Annotated in this window: 13 protein-coding genes; 12 read left to right on the top strand and 1 reads right to left on the bottom strand. The window is 59.3% G+C overall.

Annotated features, from left to right (window positions below; all coding sequences use genetic code 11):
• Nucleotides 1-37 precede the first annotated feature (37 nt).
• The 12 genes from HF877_RS00280 to HF877_RS00335 all read left to right on the top strand — a co-directional run bounded on the left by HF877_RS00280 (nt 38) and on the right by HF877_RS00335 (nt 14,163).
• A complete protein-coding gene (locus tag HF877_RS00280; protein WP_169618953.1) occupies nt 38-958 on the top strand; it encodes an SDR family oxidoreductase in 921 nt (306 codons plus the stop codon).
• A gap of 1,270 nt (nt 959-2,228) precedes the next feature.
• On the top strand, nt 2,229-3,698 hold the full coding sequence (locus tag HF877_RS00285) for a sugar transferase (RefSeq protein WP_346765024.1): 1,470 nt from the start codon (nt 2,229-2,231) through the stop codon (nt 3,696-3,698).
• 334 nt (nt 3,699-4,032) lie between these two features.
• On the top strand, nt 4,033-4,401 hold the full coding sequence (locus tag HF877_RS21460) for a DapH/DapD/GlmU-related protein (protein ID WP_346765025.1): 369 nt from the start codon (nt 4,033-4,035) through the stop codon (nt 4,399-4,401).
• Nucleotides 4,402-4,414: 13 nt separating this feature from the next.
• Entirely contained in the window at nt 4,415-5,494 is a 1,080-nt protein-coding gene (locus HF877_RS00295; RefSeq protein WP_169618957.1) for a polysaccharide pyruvyl transferase family protein, read from the top strand.
• 257 nt (nt 5,495-5,751) lie between these two features.
• Entirely contained in the window at nt 5,752-6,741 is a 990-nt protein-coding gene (locus HF877_RS00300; protein ID WP_240951893.1) for a Coenzyme F420 hydrogenase/dehydrogenase, beta subunit C-terminal domain, read from the top strand.
• Nucleotides 6,734-7,513, top strand: a complete 780-nt coding sequence (locus tag HF877_RS00305; protein ID WP_169618961.1) for a WecB/TagA/CpsF family glycosyltransferase — start codon at nt 6,734-6,736, stop codon at nt 7,511-7,513. Before HF877_RS00300 ends, HF877_RS00305 begins: the two co-directional genes overlap by 8 nt.
• Nucleotides 7,514-7,691: 178 nt before the next feature.
• Nucleotides 7,692-8,486: a hypothetical protein gene (locus HF877_RS00310; RefSeq protein ID WP_169618963.1), complete on the top strand. Its 795-nt coding sequence runs from the start codon at nt 7,692-7,694 to the stop codon at nt 8,484-8,486.
• Nucleotides 8,483-9,382: a glycosyltransferase family 2 protein gene (locus HF877_RS00315; RefSeq protein WP_169618965.1), complete on the top strand. Its 900-nt coding sequence runs from the start codon at nt 8,483-8,485 to the stop codon at nt 9,380-9,382. Before HF877_RS00310 ends, HF877_RS00315 begins: the two co-directional genes overlap by 4 nt.
• Nucleotides 9,383-9,501: 119 nt before the next feature.
• On the top strand, nt 9,502-10,734 hold the full coding sequence (locus HF877_RS21575; RefSeq protein ID WP_346765040.1) for an oligosaccharide flippase family protein: 1,233 nt from the start codon (nt 9,502-9,504) through the stop codon (nt 10,732-10,734).
• 113 nt (nt 10,735-10,847) lie between these two features.
• Complete coding sequence (locus HF877_RS21580; RefSeq protein WP_169618969.1) at nt 10,848-12,092, top strand: O-antigen ligase family protein; 1,245 nt, start codon at nt 10,848-10,850, stop codon at nt 12,090-12,092.
• Between the two features lie 71 nt (nt 12,093-12,163).
• On the top strand, nt 12,164-13,192 hold the full coding sequence (gene gmd, locus HF877_RS00330; protein ID WP_169618971.1) for a GDP-mannose 4,6-dehydratase: 1,029 nt from the start codon (nt 12,164-12,166) through the stop codon (nt 13,190-13,192).
• Nucleotides 13,192-14,163 carry a GDP-L-fucose synthase gene (locus tag HF877_RS00335; protein WP_169619572.1) on the top strand — a complete coding sequence of 324 codons (972 nt, stop codon included), beginning with the start codon at nt 13,192-13,194 and terminating at the stop codon, nt 14,161-14,163. The genes gmd and HF877_RS00335 overlap by 1 nt, the downstream gene beginning before the upstream one ends.
• 39 nt (nt 14,164-14,202) lie before the next feature.
• Here the strand turns inward: HF877_RS00335 and HF877_RS00340 are convergent, their stop codons facing one another.
• Entirely contained in the window at nt 14,203-16,035 is a 1,833-nt protein-coding gene (locus HF877_RS00340) for a DUF4012 domain-containing protein (protein WP_169618973.1), read from the bottom strand.
• Between the last annotated feature and the right edge of the window lie 96 nt (nt 16,036-16,131).

The following is a 16,131-nucleotide window of genomic DNA, read 5'->3' on the forward strand; positions in this document are numbered from 1 at the left end:
CGACCAGTTCAGGAAGGCCCGATGGAGGGAGACATTGATGGCTGAAGAGGACGCCCACACAACGCGGACCGATCAACTCCGCTTCCAGGACCCCGTGACTCGCTACCCGTCGATCACACCCCCGGAGCAACATCAGCCGGAACCGGGGCACGAATCCGAACTCGAGCCACGAGCCGACATCGGTGAGTTCTCGTACCGCGGCACCGGTCGCCTAAAGGGGCGCAAAGCACTCGTGACCGGCGGTGATTCCGGAATCGGTGCCGCCGTGGCGATCGCGTTCGCGCGCGAGGGAGCCGACGTCGCGATCTCACATCTGCCCGAGGAAAAACCTGACGCGGAGAACGTCGCCCGCATCATCTCGGAGAGCGGCCGGAAGGCGGTGACGCTCAGTGGCGACCTGACGGACGCTCGTTTCTGCCGCAGCGTGGTGGATGACGCGGCCGAACATCTCGGCGGACTCGACATCCTCGTCAACAACGCGGGCAAGCAGATCGCGACGACCAGTCTCGAAGAGCTGCCCGACGAGCTACTCGAGGAGACGTTCGAAACGAATATCCTCGCGATGTTCCGGACCACTCGCGCCGCGCTGGCGCATCTGGAGGCCGGGAGCACCATCATCAACACCACGTCGATCGTCGCGTACATGCCGTCGCCGACGCTGATGGATTATGCCTCCACCAAGGCGGCGATCAACAACTTCACGAAGGGCCTGGCAAACCAGCTCGCCGGCAAGGGTATCCGCGTCAACGCCGTCGCACCAGGTCCGATCTGGACACCGCTGCAACCTTCCGATGGGCAGCCGAAAGAGGAACTTCCCGAGTTCGGGCAGAACACACCCCTGGGGCGTGCGGGGCAGCCCACCGAACTGGCGCCGGCGTATGTGTTCCTGGCGTCGCCCGAATCGAGTTACGTGGTGGGATCGACGATCCACGTCAACGGTGGGATGCCGTCCCCGTAGGGTCCGCCTTGGCGCGGAAATGCGGGGCAATCCATCCCCGTTCGGCCTCGCCTATGGGGGCGGACGTGTAGATAGTGCACGGGTCCGCTCGCACAAACTCGTGTACTTCCGCCGATCCGGTGGCCTCCCGTCCACCTCGATCGGCATCCGCCCCCAAGCGAGTCTCCTCCCCGAGACCGGCCGCATCGCGAAACCCCCTCGGATTCGCTTGCGACACAAGGAGTATCCGCTGCCTCCTTGGTCTCGTTACGATTCCGGCACATTGCGGACAAAGTTCATTCGTTCGGACTACATCACCCCAAAGATCACGATTCGTCGGTAGCGGACGATTCGTATGCGGCGATTTTGGGGGCAGTTACTCACCCCGAATGAGGTCCGGACGACGAACTTTTCCTCGGTCGACGACTTGACCGACACCGCCCCGATTCCCGTGTCCGTCCCGATTTCCCGGGACCTTCGCGCATCCTTCCTGCTCACGGGGCTGAGCAGGCCGGTTCGCTGGCCATCGTTCCTGTTCGCAGGCGGCGCACGGCTTTCGTGGAGAAGAGCACGCCGAGCCTCTGGTTCATCAGTGGTCTGATCGCCCTTCTCACTGCTGTCGGTGCTGCCATGGGCGCTGCGGTGATCAACCACGTGCGCCACGTTCCGGCATATGAATCGGTATACGTGCCTGTCAATCCCCTGGTCCCCTTCGGGTAAGCGAGGGCGCAGCTGTTGTGTGAGATGCCCGCAGTGGTAGTCCCGTGGTTCGGGGCCGGGTGCCCCTTTCCGGCAAATGTTTACGAGGGCATCACAACGCGCTGAAGGAATTCGAACGAATGGGCAGTAGGTGCGCAAACCAGGCAGCCGGACCGTTTGCGGGCACCCGAATTCGCCCGCCACCGATGCCGCGAGCGACACTGCGCCCGTGGGTGTTACAGGTGTGACACATGATTACGAGCGCGCGTCGCGGTTTGTACCATTAGCGAATAATGGGTGAATTTCGGACTCCAGAATGAACATTCCTCGACATGCCGTGCGCTGTAAGCGACGTTATAGTTGCCACTAGCGACAGCGTGAAAAGGAGGGGTTGGTCCACGCGCTTATCGTGGGGGTATCCGGGGAGGTCTACCCGACTCGTTCCCAGTCAATGTCTGTCTCGGACTCGAGTGGGGGTCGGGGGTTGTCTCGGGGAGGAGACACGTATGAGGACGAAGGCACGATGACCACGGTTCCCGAAAGGCGCCGGTCTACAGCTACTCTCGATCGGCACGGCGCGCGTCGGAAGCATGTGCGCAGCGAAAATGGCAAAGACGACTCAGAGGCCAAAGGGTGGAGTTGGCAACGAGCGTACGTGCGCTGGCTGTTCTGGACGGATGCCGTGATCGTGGTTCTCGCGGTGGTTCTGGCACACGTGGTCCGATTCGGTCAGGACAGTCTGGTGACCGTGGATACGGCTTACACCCTCAACTACACGCTGGTCTCGGTTGCGCTGGCAGCGGTCTGGCTCCTCATTCTCGCCGGGTTTCGCACGCGCTCCCGTCGCGTGATCGGTTCCGGGTTCAACGAGTACCAGCGCGTGATCGCAGCTACCCTCCGCTTGTTCGGTCTCGTGGCCATAGTGGCACTCGTCTTTCGGATGGAACTCGCCCGCGGGTACCTGGCAATCGCGCTGCCGGTGGGCTTGCTGACATTACTTCTCAGTAGATGGCTGTGGCGCAGGGCCATTGCGCGCAAACGCCGGGCTGGCGAGTTCAGCACTCCCGTGCTGGTCGTCGGTGGTGCCCAAGCTGTGCGGCACATGGCGCAGACATTCGAGCGCAAGAAAACCGACGGGTACGAGGTCGTCGGCGTGTGCGTTCCGCGGTATTCAGGCGTGCCGGGGGAGGACATCGATGTCGGTGGACGAAGGATTCCTATCTACGGCGACGAATCATCGGTGGTCGAGGCGTTGCGGATCTCCGGTGCCGACACCGTGGCGGTGACTGCCACCGAAACACTCGGGCACGAAGGTATTCAAGACCTCGTGTGGAAGCTCGAACCCCTCGACGCCGATCTCGTCGTCGCTACCGGGGTCGTGGACGTCTCGGGTCCGCGTCTGGAGATGCGCCCGGTCGCCGGCCTTCCGCTGATCCACGTCGAGAAGCCGCGCTATCACGGCGCGAAGCGAAGCGGAAAACGCTTGTTCGACCTAGCTTTCTCACTCGCGGCACTGACGGCGCTGGCACCCGTGTTCGCACTGGTGGCATTGGCGATCAGACTCGACGGCAAGGGACCGGTGTTCTACCGGGCCGAGCGCATCGGGTTGGACGGAGCACCATTCGGGATGATCAAGTTCAGGTCGATGGTGACCGAAGCGGACAAGCATGTCGACACATTGCTGGCCCAGAACGAGGGTGCCGGCCTGCTGTTCAAGATGCGAGAGGACCCGAGGGTCACGCGCGTGGGCCGAATCATTCGACGGTTCAGCATCGACGAACTGCCCCAATTCATCAACGTGGTGCGGGGTGAGATGAGCGTCGTCGGGCCACGACCGCCGTTGCGTCGCGAAGTAGAGGGTTACGACGGACGGGTCCGCCGGCGACTACTGGTGCGGCCGGGTCTGACGGGGCTGTGGCAGGTGAGCGGCCGATCGGACCTGTCGTGGGATGAGGCAGTGCGACTGGACCTTTCGTACGTCGAAAACTGGTCGATGGTCAGTGATGTGCTGATCATCGGGAAAACCGTCAAGGCTGTGCTGGCGAGCGAAGGCGCGTACTGAGGTATGCGAGCCATAAGGTCGGCGGAGCGTGAGCAAGTAGCTCTTAGGTTGGTCGACACCCGGGCCGAGCCAGGCAGTCGTCACGCGAAACGCGCGGCGATGCCGTGCCTCTCCGGACTTTCCGCTTCGTTAATCGCCGTTATCGAATCCAAGGCACGGAGGACGGATGCCAGTTAAACGCTATTTGACGGGGCTCTACTTGTTCGGTGCATTTATGATCGGAAGAGTCCCCATACACCGGCTGCGACTTCTTTGCTATCGTCGAATCTTCCGGGTAGGCATTGGCCGTAATTCATCGATGCATTGGCGGACGGTGTTCTTCCACCCTCCTGGGGTGGATATCGGGAATAACAGCATTATCGGAAACGATTGCTTCTTGGACGGCCGCAGGGGACTGAAAATCGGCGATAATGTCAATATTGGCGGCCACGTACACATCTTTACCCTAGAGCATAATCCGCACGCTTCCGACTTCGGAGTGCAAGGCGGCGCGGTGAACATCGGAGATTACGCGTACGTGGCCTCGCGGGCAACTATTCTTCCTGGGGTTACGGTCGGTAAAGGGGCCGTTGTAGCTGCCGGGGCGGTCGTCACCAAGGACGTCCAACCCTACAGAATAGTCGGCGGGACACCTGCGCGAGAGATCGGCGACCGTACATCCGATCTTCAATACGCGCTCAATTATCATCTCCCATTCCAATGAGAAGGTGGAATCAGTGAAGGTTCTCGTTGCGTGGGCAGATGATCGCTCGACAAACCTTGGCGTCCGAGCACTCGCAAAGGGCGCCGGCGACCTTGTCAAAAAGGCCTGGCCCGACGCGTCAGTTGACTATCAGAGCTTCGGAGTCGGGGCTGGTCCCGTGCCCATCAGTGACCGAGCACTGGCGACCGAGCGCATGCCTCGGCGTAACCAATTGCACGACTGGATCAAGGCATACGACCTCGTTCTCGATATGCGCGCAGGTGACAGCTTTACGGACATATATGGTGTTCGCCGCCTGATCTCTATGAACGAGTTTTCCGGGATCGCACGCCGTGCTGGTGTGCCCGTCGTGTTGGGGCCGCAGACGATAGGTCCATTTGGTAGTCCGTTAGGTCGCGCCTTGGGTGCCCGGGCTCTTCGGGGTGCGAGCGCTGTCATCGCGCGTGACTCGGTGAGTGCCCGGTACTCCTCAGATTTGGACAGATCTGTTGACGTTGTATCTACCGACGTCGTCTTCGGTATCGAGAAGCCGACGGTCAGCAAGACTGTGGACATTGCGCTTAATGTATCGGGACTTCTCTGGTCGCCTAATTCGCATGTGAATGCGGGGAGATACCGGGCAAGCATGATCGATTTATGTCGAGAATTGACGAATCGAGGTAGGGACGTGACGTTATTCGCTCACGTGCTCGATTCTAATGATCCGGACAACGATGTACCCGTTCTGGCAGCGATCGAACAGATCGAGGATCTTGACGTCACTCGTTTCGTGCCAAGTGACCTCGGCGACGTCCGGAGGTTTGTCGCCTCCGCGAATTTGGTTATTGGAGCTAGGATGCATGCGTGCCTCAACGCATTGTCGGCGGGTACGCCGGCTATCCCCCTAGCATACTCGAGGAAATTTGCGCCATTACTTGAAGATCTCAACTGGAATTGGACGCTGAGCATTGAGGATGAGGGGGACAGCCTCTCCACAAAGACCCTGAAGGTAATGGACCAGATCGAATCGGAAGGCGACCTGACCGCGCTGGAGGCTCGCGCCTTGGAAAAACTCGAATTCGCGGCCTCTGCACTCGAGCGGGTCATCGGATGAATCGCGGAGGTCTGGCAAAAGACATTGAGCAGGTTATCGAGTCCGGGAACTGTTCCGGGTGCGGTGCATGCGTACAGATCAACCCGGAAATATCGATGGTGATGAGTAACGATGGTTTTCTCAGGCCTGCTCTGGAAATCTCAGTGGGGAGGGAAGACGCCAGGCAGCGTCGAGAATTCGCAAAAGTATGTCCCGGACGTAGGGTAGTCGCGCCACCGAAGGGCCAGGCGGCGCGCCACCCGTCGCTAGGGCCGGTTATGCACGCTTGGGAAGCGTGGGCAAGCGACGAGCAGTTCCGATTCCGGGGCAGCAGTGGGGGCGCGCTATCTGCGCTGACGGGATGGCTGTTGGAAACCGGTCAAATATACAGCGTCACAGGTGCTTCAGGAAAAACCGAGAACCCCCGTCGAACAGTAGCGGTCGATCTGACGACCAGGGACGAGGTCCTGCGCGCTGCGGGTTCACGCTATGCGCCCGTGGCGAACGTCGCTCAGTACCGTCCAGTTGACCAGCCTGTGGGATTCATCGGCAAACCGTGTGAGGCCGCTGCTCTCCGTGCGCTAAGTAGAATTCGGAATGAGGAAAACCCACCCCTTATAATTTCCTTTTTCTGCGCGGGTGTGCCCAGTCAGACCGCGACCGACCGATTAGTGGACCGAATGGGTGTGGGTAAATCGTCTCCGCTCGTGGACCTCCGGTACCGAGGTTTCGGGTGGCCAGGAGATTTCTATGTGGCGGATGAGGATGGAAATGAAGGCCGAATGTCCTACGACGAGTCCTGGGGCAGGGTGCTGGGTCCGACAACCCAGTGGCGCTGCAAGATTTGTCCCGACGGGATAGGTGAGAGTGCCGACGTAGTGGCGGGGGACTACTGGAGCGCAGACGCCGCCGGATATCCGATCTTCGAGGATCGCAAGGGGACGAGTGTGCTGATAGCGAGGACGACGAGGGGGCAGGAGGTGGTGGAGGCAGCAGTGTCGGCGGGCATCTTATGTGTTCGCGAGATAGATCTCGACGACGTCGCCACGGTTCAACCCCTACAGGTTGAGCGCCGCATGACCATATCTGGACGATTGCTGGGCCGACTCCTATCAGGCCGACGCGTCCCTCTGTATCGCGGTTTCGGCACGGGGCGTTTTGCCTTGTCGTCGCCGTACCGAAACCTGCGGGCAGCTGCCGGCACTTACCTGCGTTCGGTCAAGGGGCTGAAGCAGAGCGAATCGAGCCTAGGGGAAACTGATGGATGAACCCGTATTCGTAAATGTGGGCGACGTACCGTTTGTTTCCACGAACCGTACGGCTGCTGCTTCCTGGATTGTGAATGCAGGCACGGATCGACTACCGATCTCTATAAGGTTGCCCAATTCCTATAGCGTGGCCCTTGCGTCGAAGGATGCGGACTATCGCGCTGTCCTGACGGGTCCCGGGGTCAATTTCCCGGATGGAGCTCCGGTCGCTTGGATCATGCGTCGCGGAAAGTCGGGCGACAGCAAAGCTCAACAGGTGCGCGGCCCTTCGCTGTTTGTCGATGTGTTGGACCGCGGTCGCGGCGCAGAAATCGGGCACTTCTTTCTGGGTGGGTCTCCGGACGCGCTCGCAAAACTGTTGGCAACGGCTCACGGGAGGTACCCGGGAATCAAAATCTCGGGGTCCTATTCACCGCCGTTTGGACCGTTGGACCACGAATTCTATGCCGAGGCCGTGCAGCGAATCCGAAAGGCAGACCCGGACATCGTCTGGATCGGCCTGGGTACACCTAAGCAGGACTACGCCGGAGCGACGATCACGCATAGGACGGGCAGGCCCACGGTAGCGGTTGGAGCCGCATTCGACTTCTTGGCTGGGACATCGAAGGAAGCCCCCCGATGGCTCCAAGAGACGGGTTTCGAATGGTTGTTCAGGCTTGCGACCGAGCCTAAGCGTCTCTGGCGCCGCTACCTGGTCGGCAATTTGAAGTTCATCTTCGCGGTCATTCAAATCCGCGACCGCGGCAGGAGAGCGAGAATTGACCAGTTCTAGTCGCATCCCGTTCGTATGCTGGGTCGGGCGGCATGGCCGCACCGAAGACTTAGCTGAAGTCTTCGGCTGGGAACCGATATACATTTCCGCTACGCCATCCGGTCCATTCAAACGACCACGCCGATACATTCGGTCTACCCTTGCGTCACGATCAATCCTCCGAGGCGCCACTGGGGACGTGGCAGTGATGCTGCCACCTCCCTTTCTTGCTTTTGCACACGGATTGCCCGATGGCAGGCGAGCGATATTTGACGTCCACAGCGGCCTTATTACCGATCGAAGATGGCGCCCGTTCTTGGCATTCACACTCGCCGCGTTCAGAACGGACGATATTCTGCTCGCTCACAACGAGGTCGATGCCGAGATCCTTCGCTCGCGCGTGTCGTCGAATATTGTGATTCTGCAGGACCCGGCGTTGACCGCTGCTGCGATGCGGGATAAGCGCCGAACCGTCCAACCCCAGAAGACTAGAACCGAGCGAGCCGTCCCTCTTGTGCTCTTTCCTTCGTCGGGGGATAGCGACGAGCCACTCGAGCTTTTTGCAGCGGTTGGCGCTGGTCTCGCTGCTCGGAAGCACGCGGAAGTCGTCGTCACGGGGCGCCGTGCAAAATCCACGATCACGACTGAATTGATTTGCACCCCAGGGTTCCTCCCGCAGGAGGATTATGACCAGTTGATGGAATCGGCTGACATCGTGGTCGCGCTGAGTACGAGGCCGAACATCATCCAACGGGCAGCATTCGAAGCCGTTCTTGTCGGAGCGCGACCGGTCGTAGCGGAGTCGATTCCGCTGCGGAGAATTCTGGGAGAATTCGCTGAGTATGTCGACCCAGCGTCGGAATCATCGGTGCTCGGGGGGATCGACCGAGCAATTGGAAGGGGCCGCCCTACGGAGGTTGAGTTGAAGTCGATTCGAGGGAAGATTGCTTGCCAGGAAAAGGAACAGATCAGTGCCGTTAGGGAGTTACTTTGAGCAGAGCTCCCGCGGTCTACGTTGTGATTGTCAACTATCGTTCGGCGAAGTTGGTTCGCCAATGTATAGACTCATTGGCGTCTCAGCCGATCGACAAAGTCCTGATCGTCGACAACGATTCGGGCGGCGGTGAAATCGCAGAATTGCAATCCATCGCCGCCTCCACCCGGAACGTCGAGATTGTACAGAATAGCAACAATTCGGGGTTCGGGGCAGGCGTGAACCTCGGCGTGGCGGCTGCCGACGGTCGAGACGGCGATTATTTGTGGGTGTTGAATCCCGATACCGTCATTCATGAGGGATGCGTTGCCGAGTTGATCCGCGTCCTGGAAAATGGGTCAGCAATCGCGTCGCCGATTATTCTGAACGGAAGAATTGGACACGAAAAGATTTGGTTTGCTGGAGGTGAAGTCGATACTAATGCTATGAAAACCCCCCACCGTCATTTCGGGACGCCTGTGGAGTACGCAGATTCGTTGCCGCCGGTTCTTCGAACCGGATTCATTACAGGCACCGCTCCGTTCCTGACGTTTGGGATTTGGAATCTGTTAGGGGGGCTGCGTGAAGACCTCTTCATGTATTGGGAAGACGCGGATTTCTCTGTTCGTGCCAATGCCGCTGGTATGCGCATGGACGTGGCAACCAGGGCCCGTGTATGGCACGCCGTAGGAGGTACCTCGGGTGAGCACGGACTCAGCCCGCTCTACTACCGCTTCATGCAGAGGAACCGCGTGAGGCTCGCTAGGGAATGGGGTGCTAGCCGGAACGTGTTCCGTGGCCGCGGCCTTGTTCAGACGCTGACGCTTCTATCGTCACCCCTATTTGAGCCGTCAAGAAGAATTGCGTCGGCGCGTGCTTCGCTCGGCGGTTTGCGCGAAGGGCTCAGGGAGAAATGAACTCCAGGGTGAGACGTCGACGAAACTGGGAGGGCGCACACGCCGCGGGTCCCGGTCCAACTATGCAGAAGCACTTTGCTTCGCAGTTTTTCCGAGCCATACCGAAATCTCCATCGATGATGGCGGTCGCCAGGCTCGCGACGATTTGTTTAACCCTACTGACGGCTCCTCTAATCGCTCGAGAGCTTGGACCCGACGGCCGGGGCCTATATGCAGCGTGTCTAGCGGCGATGACCTTCATGCCGAGCGTGTTCGGGATTGGCATACCGATGGCTGTGCGGAGGCTCGTGGTAACCGAGAGTCCAGCACCTTTGGTTCGCAGCGCATACCTTCTTGTGCCAATTCTAGCGGTGCCCTCTTTGGCCAGTGGGGTCGCGATCGCGCACTTTTTAATTCCCCATTTATCAAGTATCGAGCGATTCTGCTTTCTGGTAGGAGTCTTAGTATCAGCGCTATTCATTGGGACCCTGTCTGTGCAGAGCGTGCTGTTAGTTCGCGCTAGATACGCCGCGGTGTCTCTTTTGTTGACAGTACAGACCATAGTCGTCGCTTTATGTACATTCGGTACGTGGGCGCTCGGAATTCTGAATCTGTCTTGGCTGGTAGCCAGCTTTGCTGCTGGTACAGCTATCTCTGCACTTCTCGCGTTAGTGTTGGTCCGAGTGGGTCCAATAGGCCCACGCGCGCCTCTTGGCCGGCTTGTCCGGGAAGGGAGGCGATTCTCGGTAAGTCAGCTGGCCGAAGTTGCCTCCGCGACTGTCTACCCTATATTGGCGGTAACCGCAGTTGGTGCTTCGGGATCAGGGTACTTCGCTGTCGCAATGACCGTGGCGGGCTTGCCTATCGCGCTCGGACACGCGGTAGGTTCAATCGCTTTCCGGGAAATCGCGGTCGCGAGTGAGGCTGATCGTCAGAGACAAGCGGGGCGGTACGTACGGGTATCACTGCAGATCGGCATTATCTGCGCTGTGATGCTGGCAATCATTGCACCTACGGCGATCCCTATCATATTCGGCGAAGAATTCAGGCCGTCAATCTCCGTGACGTTGATTACTCTTCTCGGAAGCAGTGCACTGCTGTGCAATTACGTTTGCAACCAAATGCTGGCTGCAATGGGTAAGGGTCTTGCTATGACCGTTTCCCAGATAGCTGGGATCGGTGTCGGCGTGGGTGCGATGTATCTACTCGGGGCCTATTGGGGGGCGAACGGCGCAGCGTTCGCAGTGCTGGCGGCATGGTGCGTGACCGCGGTGTCCGCAGTTCTGTTTCTGAGGTTGCGGGCGCGGGATGTAATTCCGGCCCGGGGTGATTATCAAGCGATGCGGTCTATTCTCTTTCGGGGGAGTACCTGATGCGGCCACTGGAGGTCAGCATTATAGGTTGCACCTGTCTGGCACGGCGCAGCTCCGAAGGCGGTGTAGTGGTTCTTCGAAAAGCAGTCTTCGACTGACGATGGGATTCAAGAGTGGAAGCTACCGGTGTTGAGAGTCCGCCTGCTTGGGAGGGTGGCTCGATAGTGGTTAATGCATGCATCTACGTGCTCTGCCTGGTGCTGTATATTCCGGCCCTGGTGGTAAATTTCATGCCGGTCGGTTTGTCTGTGGTTTCGTCGATGTGTGTTCTCCTGGGCCTTCTGGCATTGCATAGATCTCCGATGGCCTCGTGGAAGTACGTCGCTGTTCCGTTCCTGGCCGCATGGGCATTGCTCTCCACGCTCGGTCTCGGTCTCACATCGTCCGAACTCCGCTATTTGGTGCTTTTCCCGGTAGCGGTATTGCTTGGGTATCTCCTCTATATAAGTGGATACACATTCCGTCTGGTTCGGATATTCCTGCGCGTTTCTCTGGTTATGGCGATACTAGCAACTTTTGAGTGGTCCTCTCGGAGGTCCATTATTGGCGACGACAGTCGTTTCGAGTTCTTTTCTAGAATGCGCACATTCCGTGCAGCGGTTGCATCCGACCACCCCCTCGTTTTGGCAATGTTTCTAGTTGCAGGGATATGCGCTGTATGTGCCCTAGAATTTTCCTTCCGAAAGCGCGCGGTGCTCGTAACTTTGCTATTGATGGGCGTGTGGTCCACAGATGGCAGGTTCCCGCTAGCTCTCGGTGTGATTTTGGGACTGGCAGTTGTTTTCGGCCCTCGGCGCCTTTTGGAAACATTCTCTGCCAGAAAGCGGTGGCTAATGGCTGGTTCGGTGGTTCTGTGGTTAGTGATTGCGCACCTGTCTGTGTATAGGTGGACAAACAGTGCTTTCGGGGGGACCGCGGCGGAGTCGAGTGCGGCGTATAGGCCCGCGATTTACTCGTTTATTCCGGACATAATCAAGTCCAACCCACTCGGGGTCGGATTCGATGACATTCCGCGTGGTGTGTGGCTCGTTCGAGGGCGTTCCGTTATCTACGATCTGGGGAATACGGTCGACTCGGAGTTGGTGCTTCTGGCTTTGAGATTCGGTGTTGTGGGTCTCGTCGCCTTCGCTGCCATCTGGATTATCTTCATTATGTGTCCGCGGCAAATTGCACCAATTGGTTTGATGGGCTCGGCCTTGATGGTGGGTGGGCTAACGACAGCACTGTCAGCTTGGAATACGCTGGGGTCCTTCCTGTTTATATTGCTCGGAATATCTCTCGGAAGTATCCGAAGGAGGGGTAAGCAGAAAGACGAAATTGCAGAGCGAGCAAATGTGGTACAGGCAGGAGCTTTGTGACCGGCCCCGACGCGCTCTAGCGACTTGGAGCGAGTCTGCCGACTGAGTGCGAAACGATTGAGGTGGGTACTTTGAGGACTGCTTTTATTACGGGGGTTACCGGCCAGGATGGTTCATATCTTGCCGAGTTTTTGCTCAGGAAGGGATACGAGGTGCACGGCCTGATCCGAAGGGCTTCGTCATTCAACACCTCTCGGATCGATCATTTGTATGTAGATCCGCACGAGCCGGGGGCTCGGTTGTTTCTGCATTACGGTGATTTGAGCGACGGTGCGAGGCTCGTGACGCTACTTTCTGAAGTGATGCCCGACGAGGTGTACAACCTGGGGGCGCAGTCCCATGTGCGAGTGAGCTTCGACGAGCCGGAACACACAGGCAACACGACGGGAGTCGGATCCATTAGGCTTCTGGAGGCGGTACGCCTGGCGGGAGTTGATTGCAGATATTACCAAGCTTCAAGCTCTGAGATGTTTGGAGCTACGCCGCCCCCGCAGAACGAGGCGACGCCGTTCTATCCCCGTTCTCCCTACGGGGCGGCGAAGGTCTACTCCTACTGGGTTACAAAAAACTACCGTGAGGCGTACGGCATGTTCGCAGTCAACGGTATCCTCTTCAACCATGAATCACCCCGCCGCGGTGAGACTTTCGTGACGCGGAAGATCACGCGTGCTGTTGCGCGAATCAAAGCGGGTGTTGAGAAGTCTCTGTATATGGGTAATCTCGACGCGGTACGGGATTGGGGTTATGCGCCTGAGTACGTCGAAGGCATGTGGCGGATGCTTCAGGTCGATGAGCCGGATGACTTCGTTTTGGCGACGGGAGAGGCGCATTCGGTTCGGGACTTCCTAGAGGTTGCTTTCGGTCACGCCGGGCTGAATTGGGAAGCGCACGTCGAGTTCGATGAGCGATACCTTCGTCCTACCGAGGTCGATGCGCTCATCGGCGACGCCTCGAAAGCGCATCAGCTACTCGGATGGAAGGCAAAGGTTCACACCCCCGAGTTGGCACGGATCATGGTCGACGCTGATATCGAGGCGCTTGCCCACGAAGGCCGGCCTTGGATCGATAAGCCCACCCACGGCGATTGGTTGGCGGTGTGATGACGGGCGAGGGCTTCGTTCCTACCGCGCTTGACAGAGAAGCACCGTTCTATGTTGCGGGCCACCGAGGGCTCGTGGGCGGAGCGATCTGGCGCCACCTCGAGGCGGAAGGGTTTCGGAACCTTCTAGGCAGTTCGTCGGCAGAACTCGACCTTAGAAACCGCGATGCAGTCTTCTCGTTCTTCGCGAAGTATCGTCCGGTCAACGTAGTGCTTGCTGCAGCCAAAGTCGGCGGAATCCTTGCGAATAGCACCTACCCCGTAGATTTTTTGTCGGAGAATTTGCGGATCCAGGTGAACGTGCTCGACGCCGCGGTCATGAACGGCACGCACAGGTTGTTGTTCCTGGGCTCGTCCTGCATCTACCCAAAGCTAGCTCCCCAGCCGATCAAGGAGGAGTATCTACTCACCGGTCATCTGGAGCCTACGAACGACGCATACGCGATTGCGAAGATTGCGGGGATCCTTCACGTGCAGGCCGTGCGGCGTCAGTACGGGCTCCCGTGGATTTCCGCGATGCCGACCAATCTCTACGGGCCCGGAGACAATTTCTCGCGCCAGGGCTCGCACGTGCTTCCGGCACTCATTCGCCGATTCGATGAAGCCCGGAGGGACGGAATAGGTACCGTGATCAACTGGGGGACGGGCTCACCACTCCGAGAGTTCCTTTACGTCGACGACATGGCCTCGGCATGCCTTCACTTGCTGGAACATTACGACGGTCCCGCTCAGGTGAATGTCGGCACGGGTAAGGATCAGACGATCCGAGAGATCGCGCAGATAGTCGCCGAAGAGGTGGGTTTCGAGGGACAGATCGACTGGGATACGAGCAAGCCTGACGGCACGCTGCGAAAGCTATTGGACATCAGCAAACTTCGCGAATCCGGGTGGGAGCCGAAGATTGACCTTCGGTCGGGCATTGCCTCAACGGTCGCCTGGTATCGCGAGAATATTGACTCTATCCGGACCTAGCGTGTCATTTGGGGTCCTGCGGCTCGGGTGAGAGGGTCCCTAACCGCACGCCGGCACAGCAGCCTCGATGATCGGTTTGTCGATGATCGGTTGGATCGGCACGCGAGGTTCACCTGGCGCAGTCGGTTCGGTCAGTTCGTAAACCAGCTCTGTCGTTTCACTCTGCGGCACCGGCACCTGCACATTGAACATCGGATGCCCGCGTTCCTTGCCATTGAAGGCGAACGCGGAAGTGCCGTTGACCGTGACCTTGTTCAACTTGGCACCTTGGGTGGCGAGTAGGCCCACGTCGGAAAGGTTGGTGCCCACCGGTGCTCCGATGGGATTGTCGAACATCCCGGCGACGTAGCTCGTGTAGTCACCCGGGGGCAGGGTGTTGGTAAGCCGCACCGTCACAGTCGAATCGCGTGTCTCGCCGTCACACGGGCCTGCCGCGTACTCGATTTCGCGCTCCAGGTAGTAGTCGAGTTTGTTGCCTCCGAGGTTGTTGACCACCACGCCGGCGTAGGGGGCCGGATCGTCGGGAACTACCTGTCCGAGATGAGTTCCGCCCAGTACATCTTGCTCCTCCGGTACGGAACTCCAGACTGCCAGGCGCCCTTCTCCCGCGGCGCGACCGAGTGCTTCGAGGAGTGCCTGCGGACGCGAAATGCTGCCCGTCAGTTTCTGTACAACTGTTTGCGCGACGGTCTCCAAGTACGTCTTACGCGCAGCCTGGTCGTCCCCGAACCGCGTGTACGCGGTCGATTCCGTCAACTCCACGACATTGTCCGACGTGATCGTCTCCCCGTCCGGCAACGTCACGTCGCCCACTACGTCGAGGACGTAGCTCAGCGCGACGGGGTCGGTGGCGATTGCACCGTCGACTCTCTCACCCGCTTCCTGCTGCCACATCGACTGCCATATTTGCCCGGCGTATGGGAAGTGACTGCTGATGTTGCTGTTTCGGAAGTCCTGCGTGGGTCGGCTGCGACCGTAGGCCTGTTGAAAATCGGGGCCGAGGTCGATAGGGGCGTAGTCGAACCGCAGCTGGCGGTTGCTAGCCAGATCGTCGACTTCGATCGCGCCGTCGTTCGCGCGCACGACACCGAAGCCACCCAGCAGGCCACCCGTACCGCGCGCCTCGGCATTGGTCTGGAAGCCGACGAAGTAGCTCCGCGGTCCGTCTGCGCCGAGCATGGCCGGCGCTATCTTGGCGGCGGTGGACGTATTGTTGAGCAGCCCAGACAATTCGGACATCTGGTCCTGGAGTTGCACGCGCGCGTCGTCGATCGGTCCGATGTAGGTGCTGTCGACCGCCTGGGCCTGCGCGTCCAGGTCGGTGATCGCGGCCGCGGTGGTCTCGAGGACGGGTGCAGCATCGCGCAGTGCCGCGAGGTTGATCCGGGCGCCGTCGAGAATCAACTGATCGGGTGACACCGCGCTGCCGGCGTCCACCGCCGGCAGCAGGACGTCCTGCGTCAAACCGGCCACGATCGTTGTCATCTGGCGGGTGGAATCGAGCGGATCTCCCAGAAGGGGGACCGCGGATGTAACTCGCCAGGGAAACGAATCGACGGAATTCTGGGCGTTTTGGGCATATCGATCGGCGTCATCGGCCGCTTGTGATGCCTTCTCGGTATCTCCCGACAGCAGTGCATCTTTGGCTTGCATCGCGAAGTCTTGGGCCTTCTCGAGGTCCGATTTCGCCTGGAGCCCCTCGTATCCGAGCCAGCCGACAAAGCTCCCGACAACGAGAAGTGCTGCGCCGCCGACGATCTGGAGTCGTCGGTGCTTCTTCCGTCGAGAAGCGATTGCGTCGTCGGGCGGGCGGCGGCGAACCCTGCGCCGACCTGCATCGGCCGAATCCGATTCATCGGTAGCATCGCTCACGATCGAACCCCCCCTCGTTGGTTCCGATGCTGACGATAACCTGACTTTCTCTTCGCCGTTCGTTTTGGCCGTTCGTTCGAGTGGTAGCCGTCGGTA

The organism is Rhodococcus sp. BL-253-APC-6A1W, from assembly GCF_012843405.1.
In the GTDB taxonomy this organism is placed as follows: Bacteria; Actinomycetota; Actinomycetes; order Mycobacteriales; family Mycobacteriaceae; genus Rhodococcus.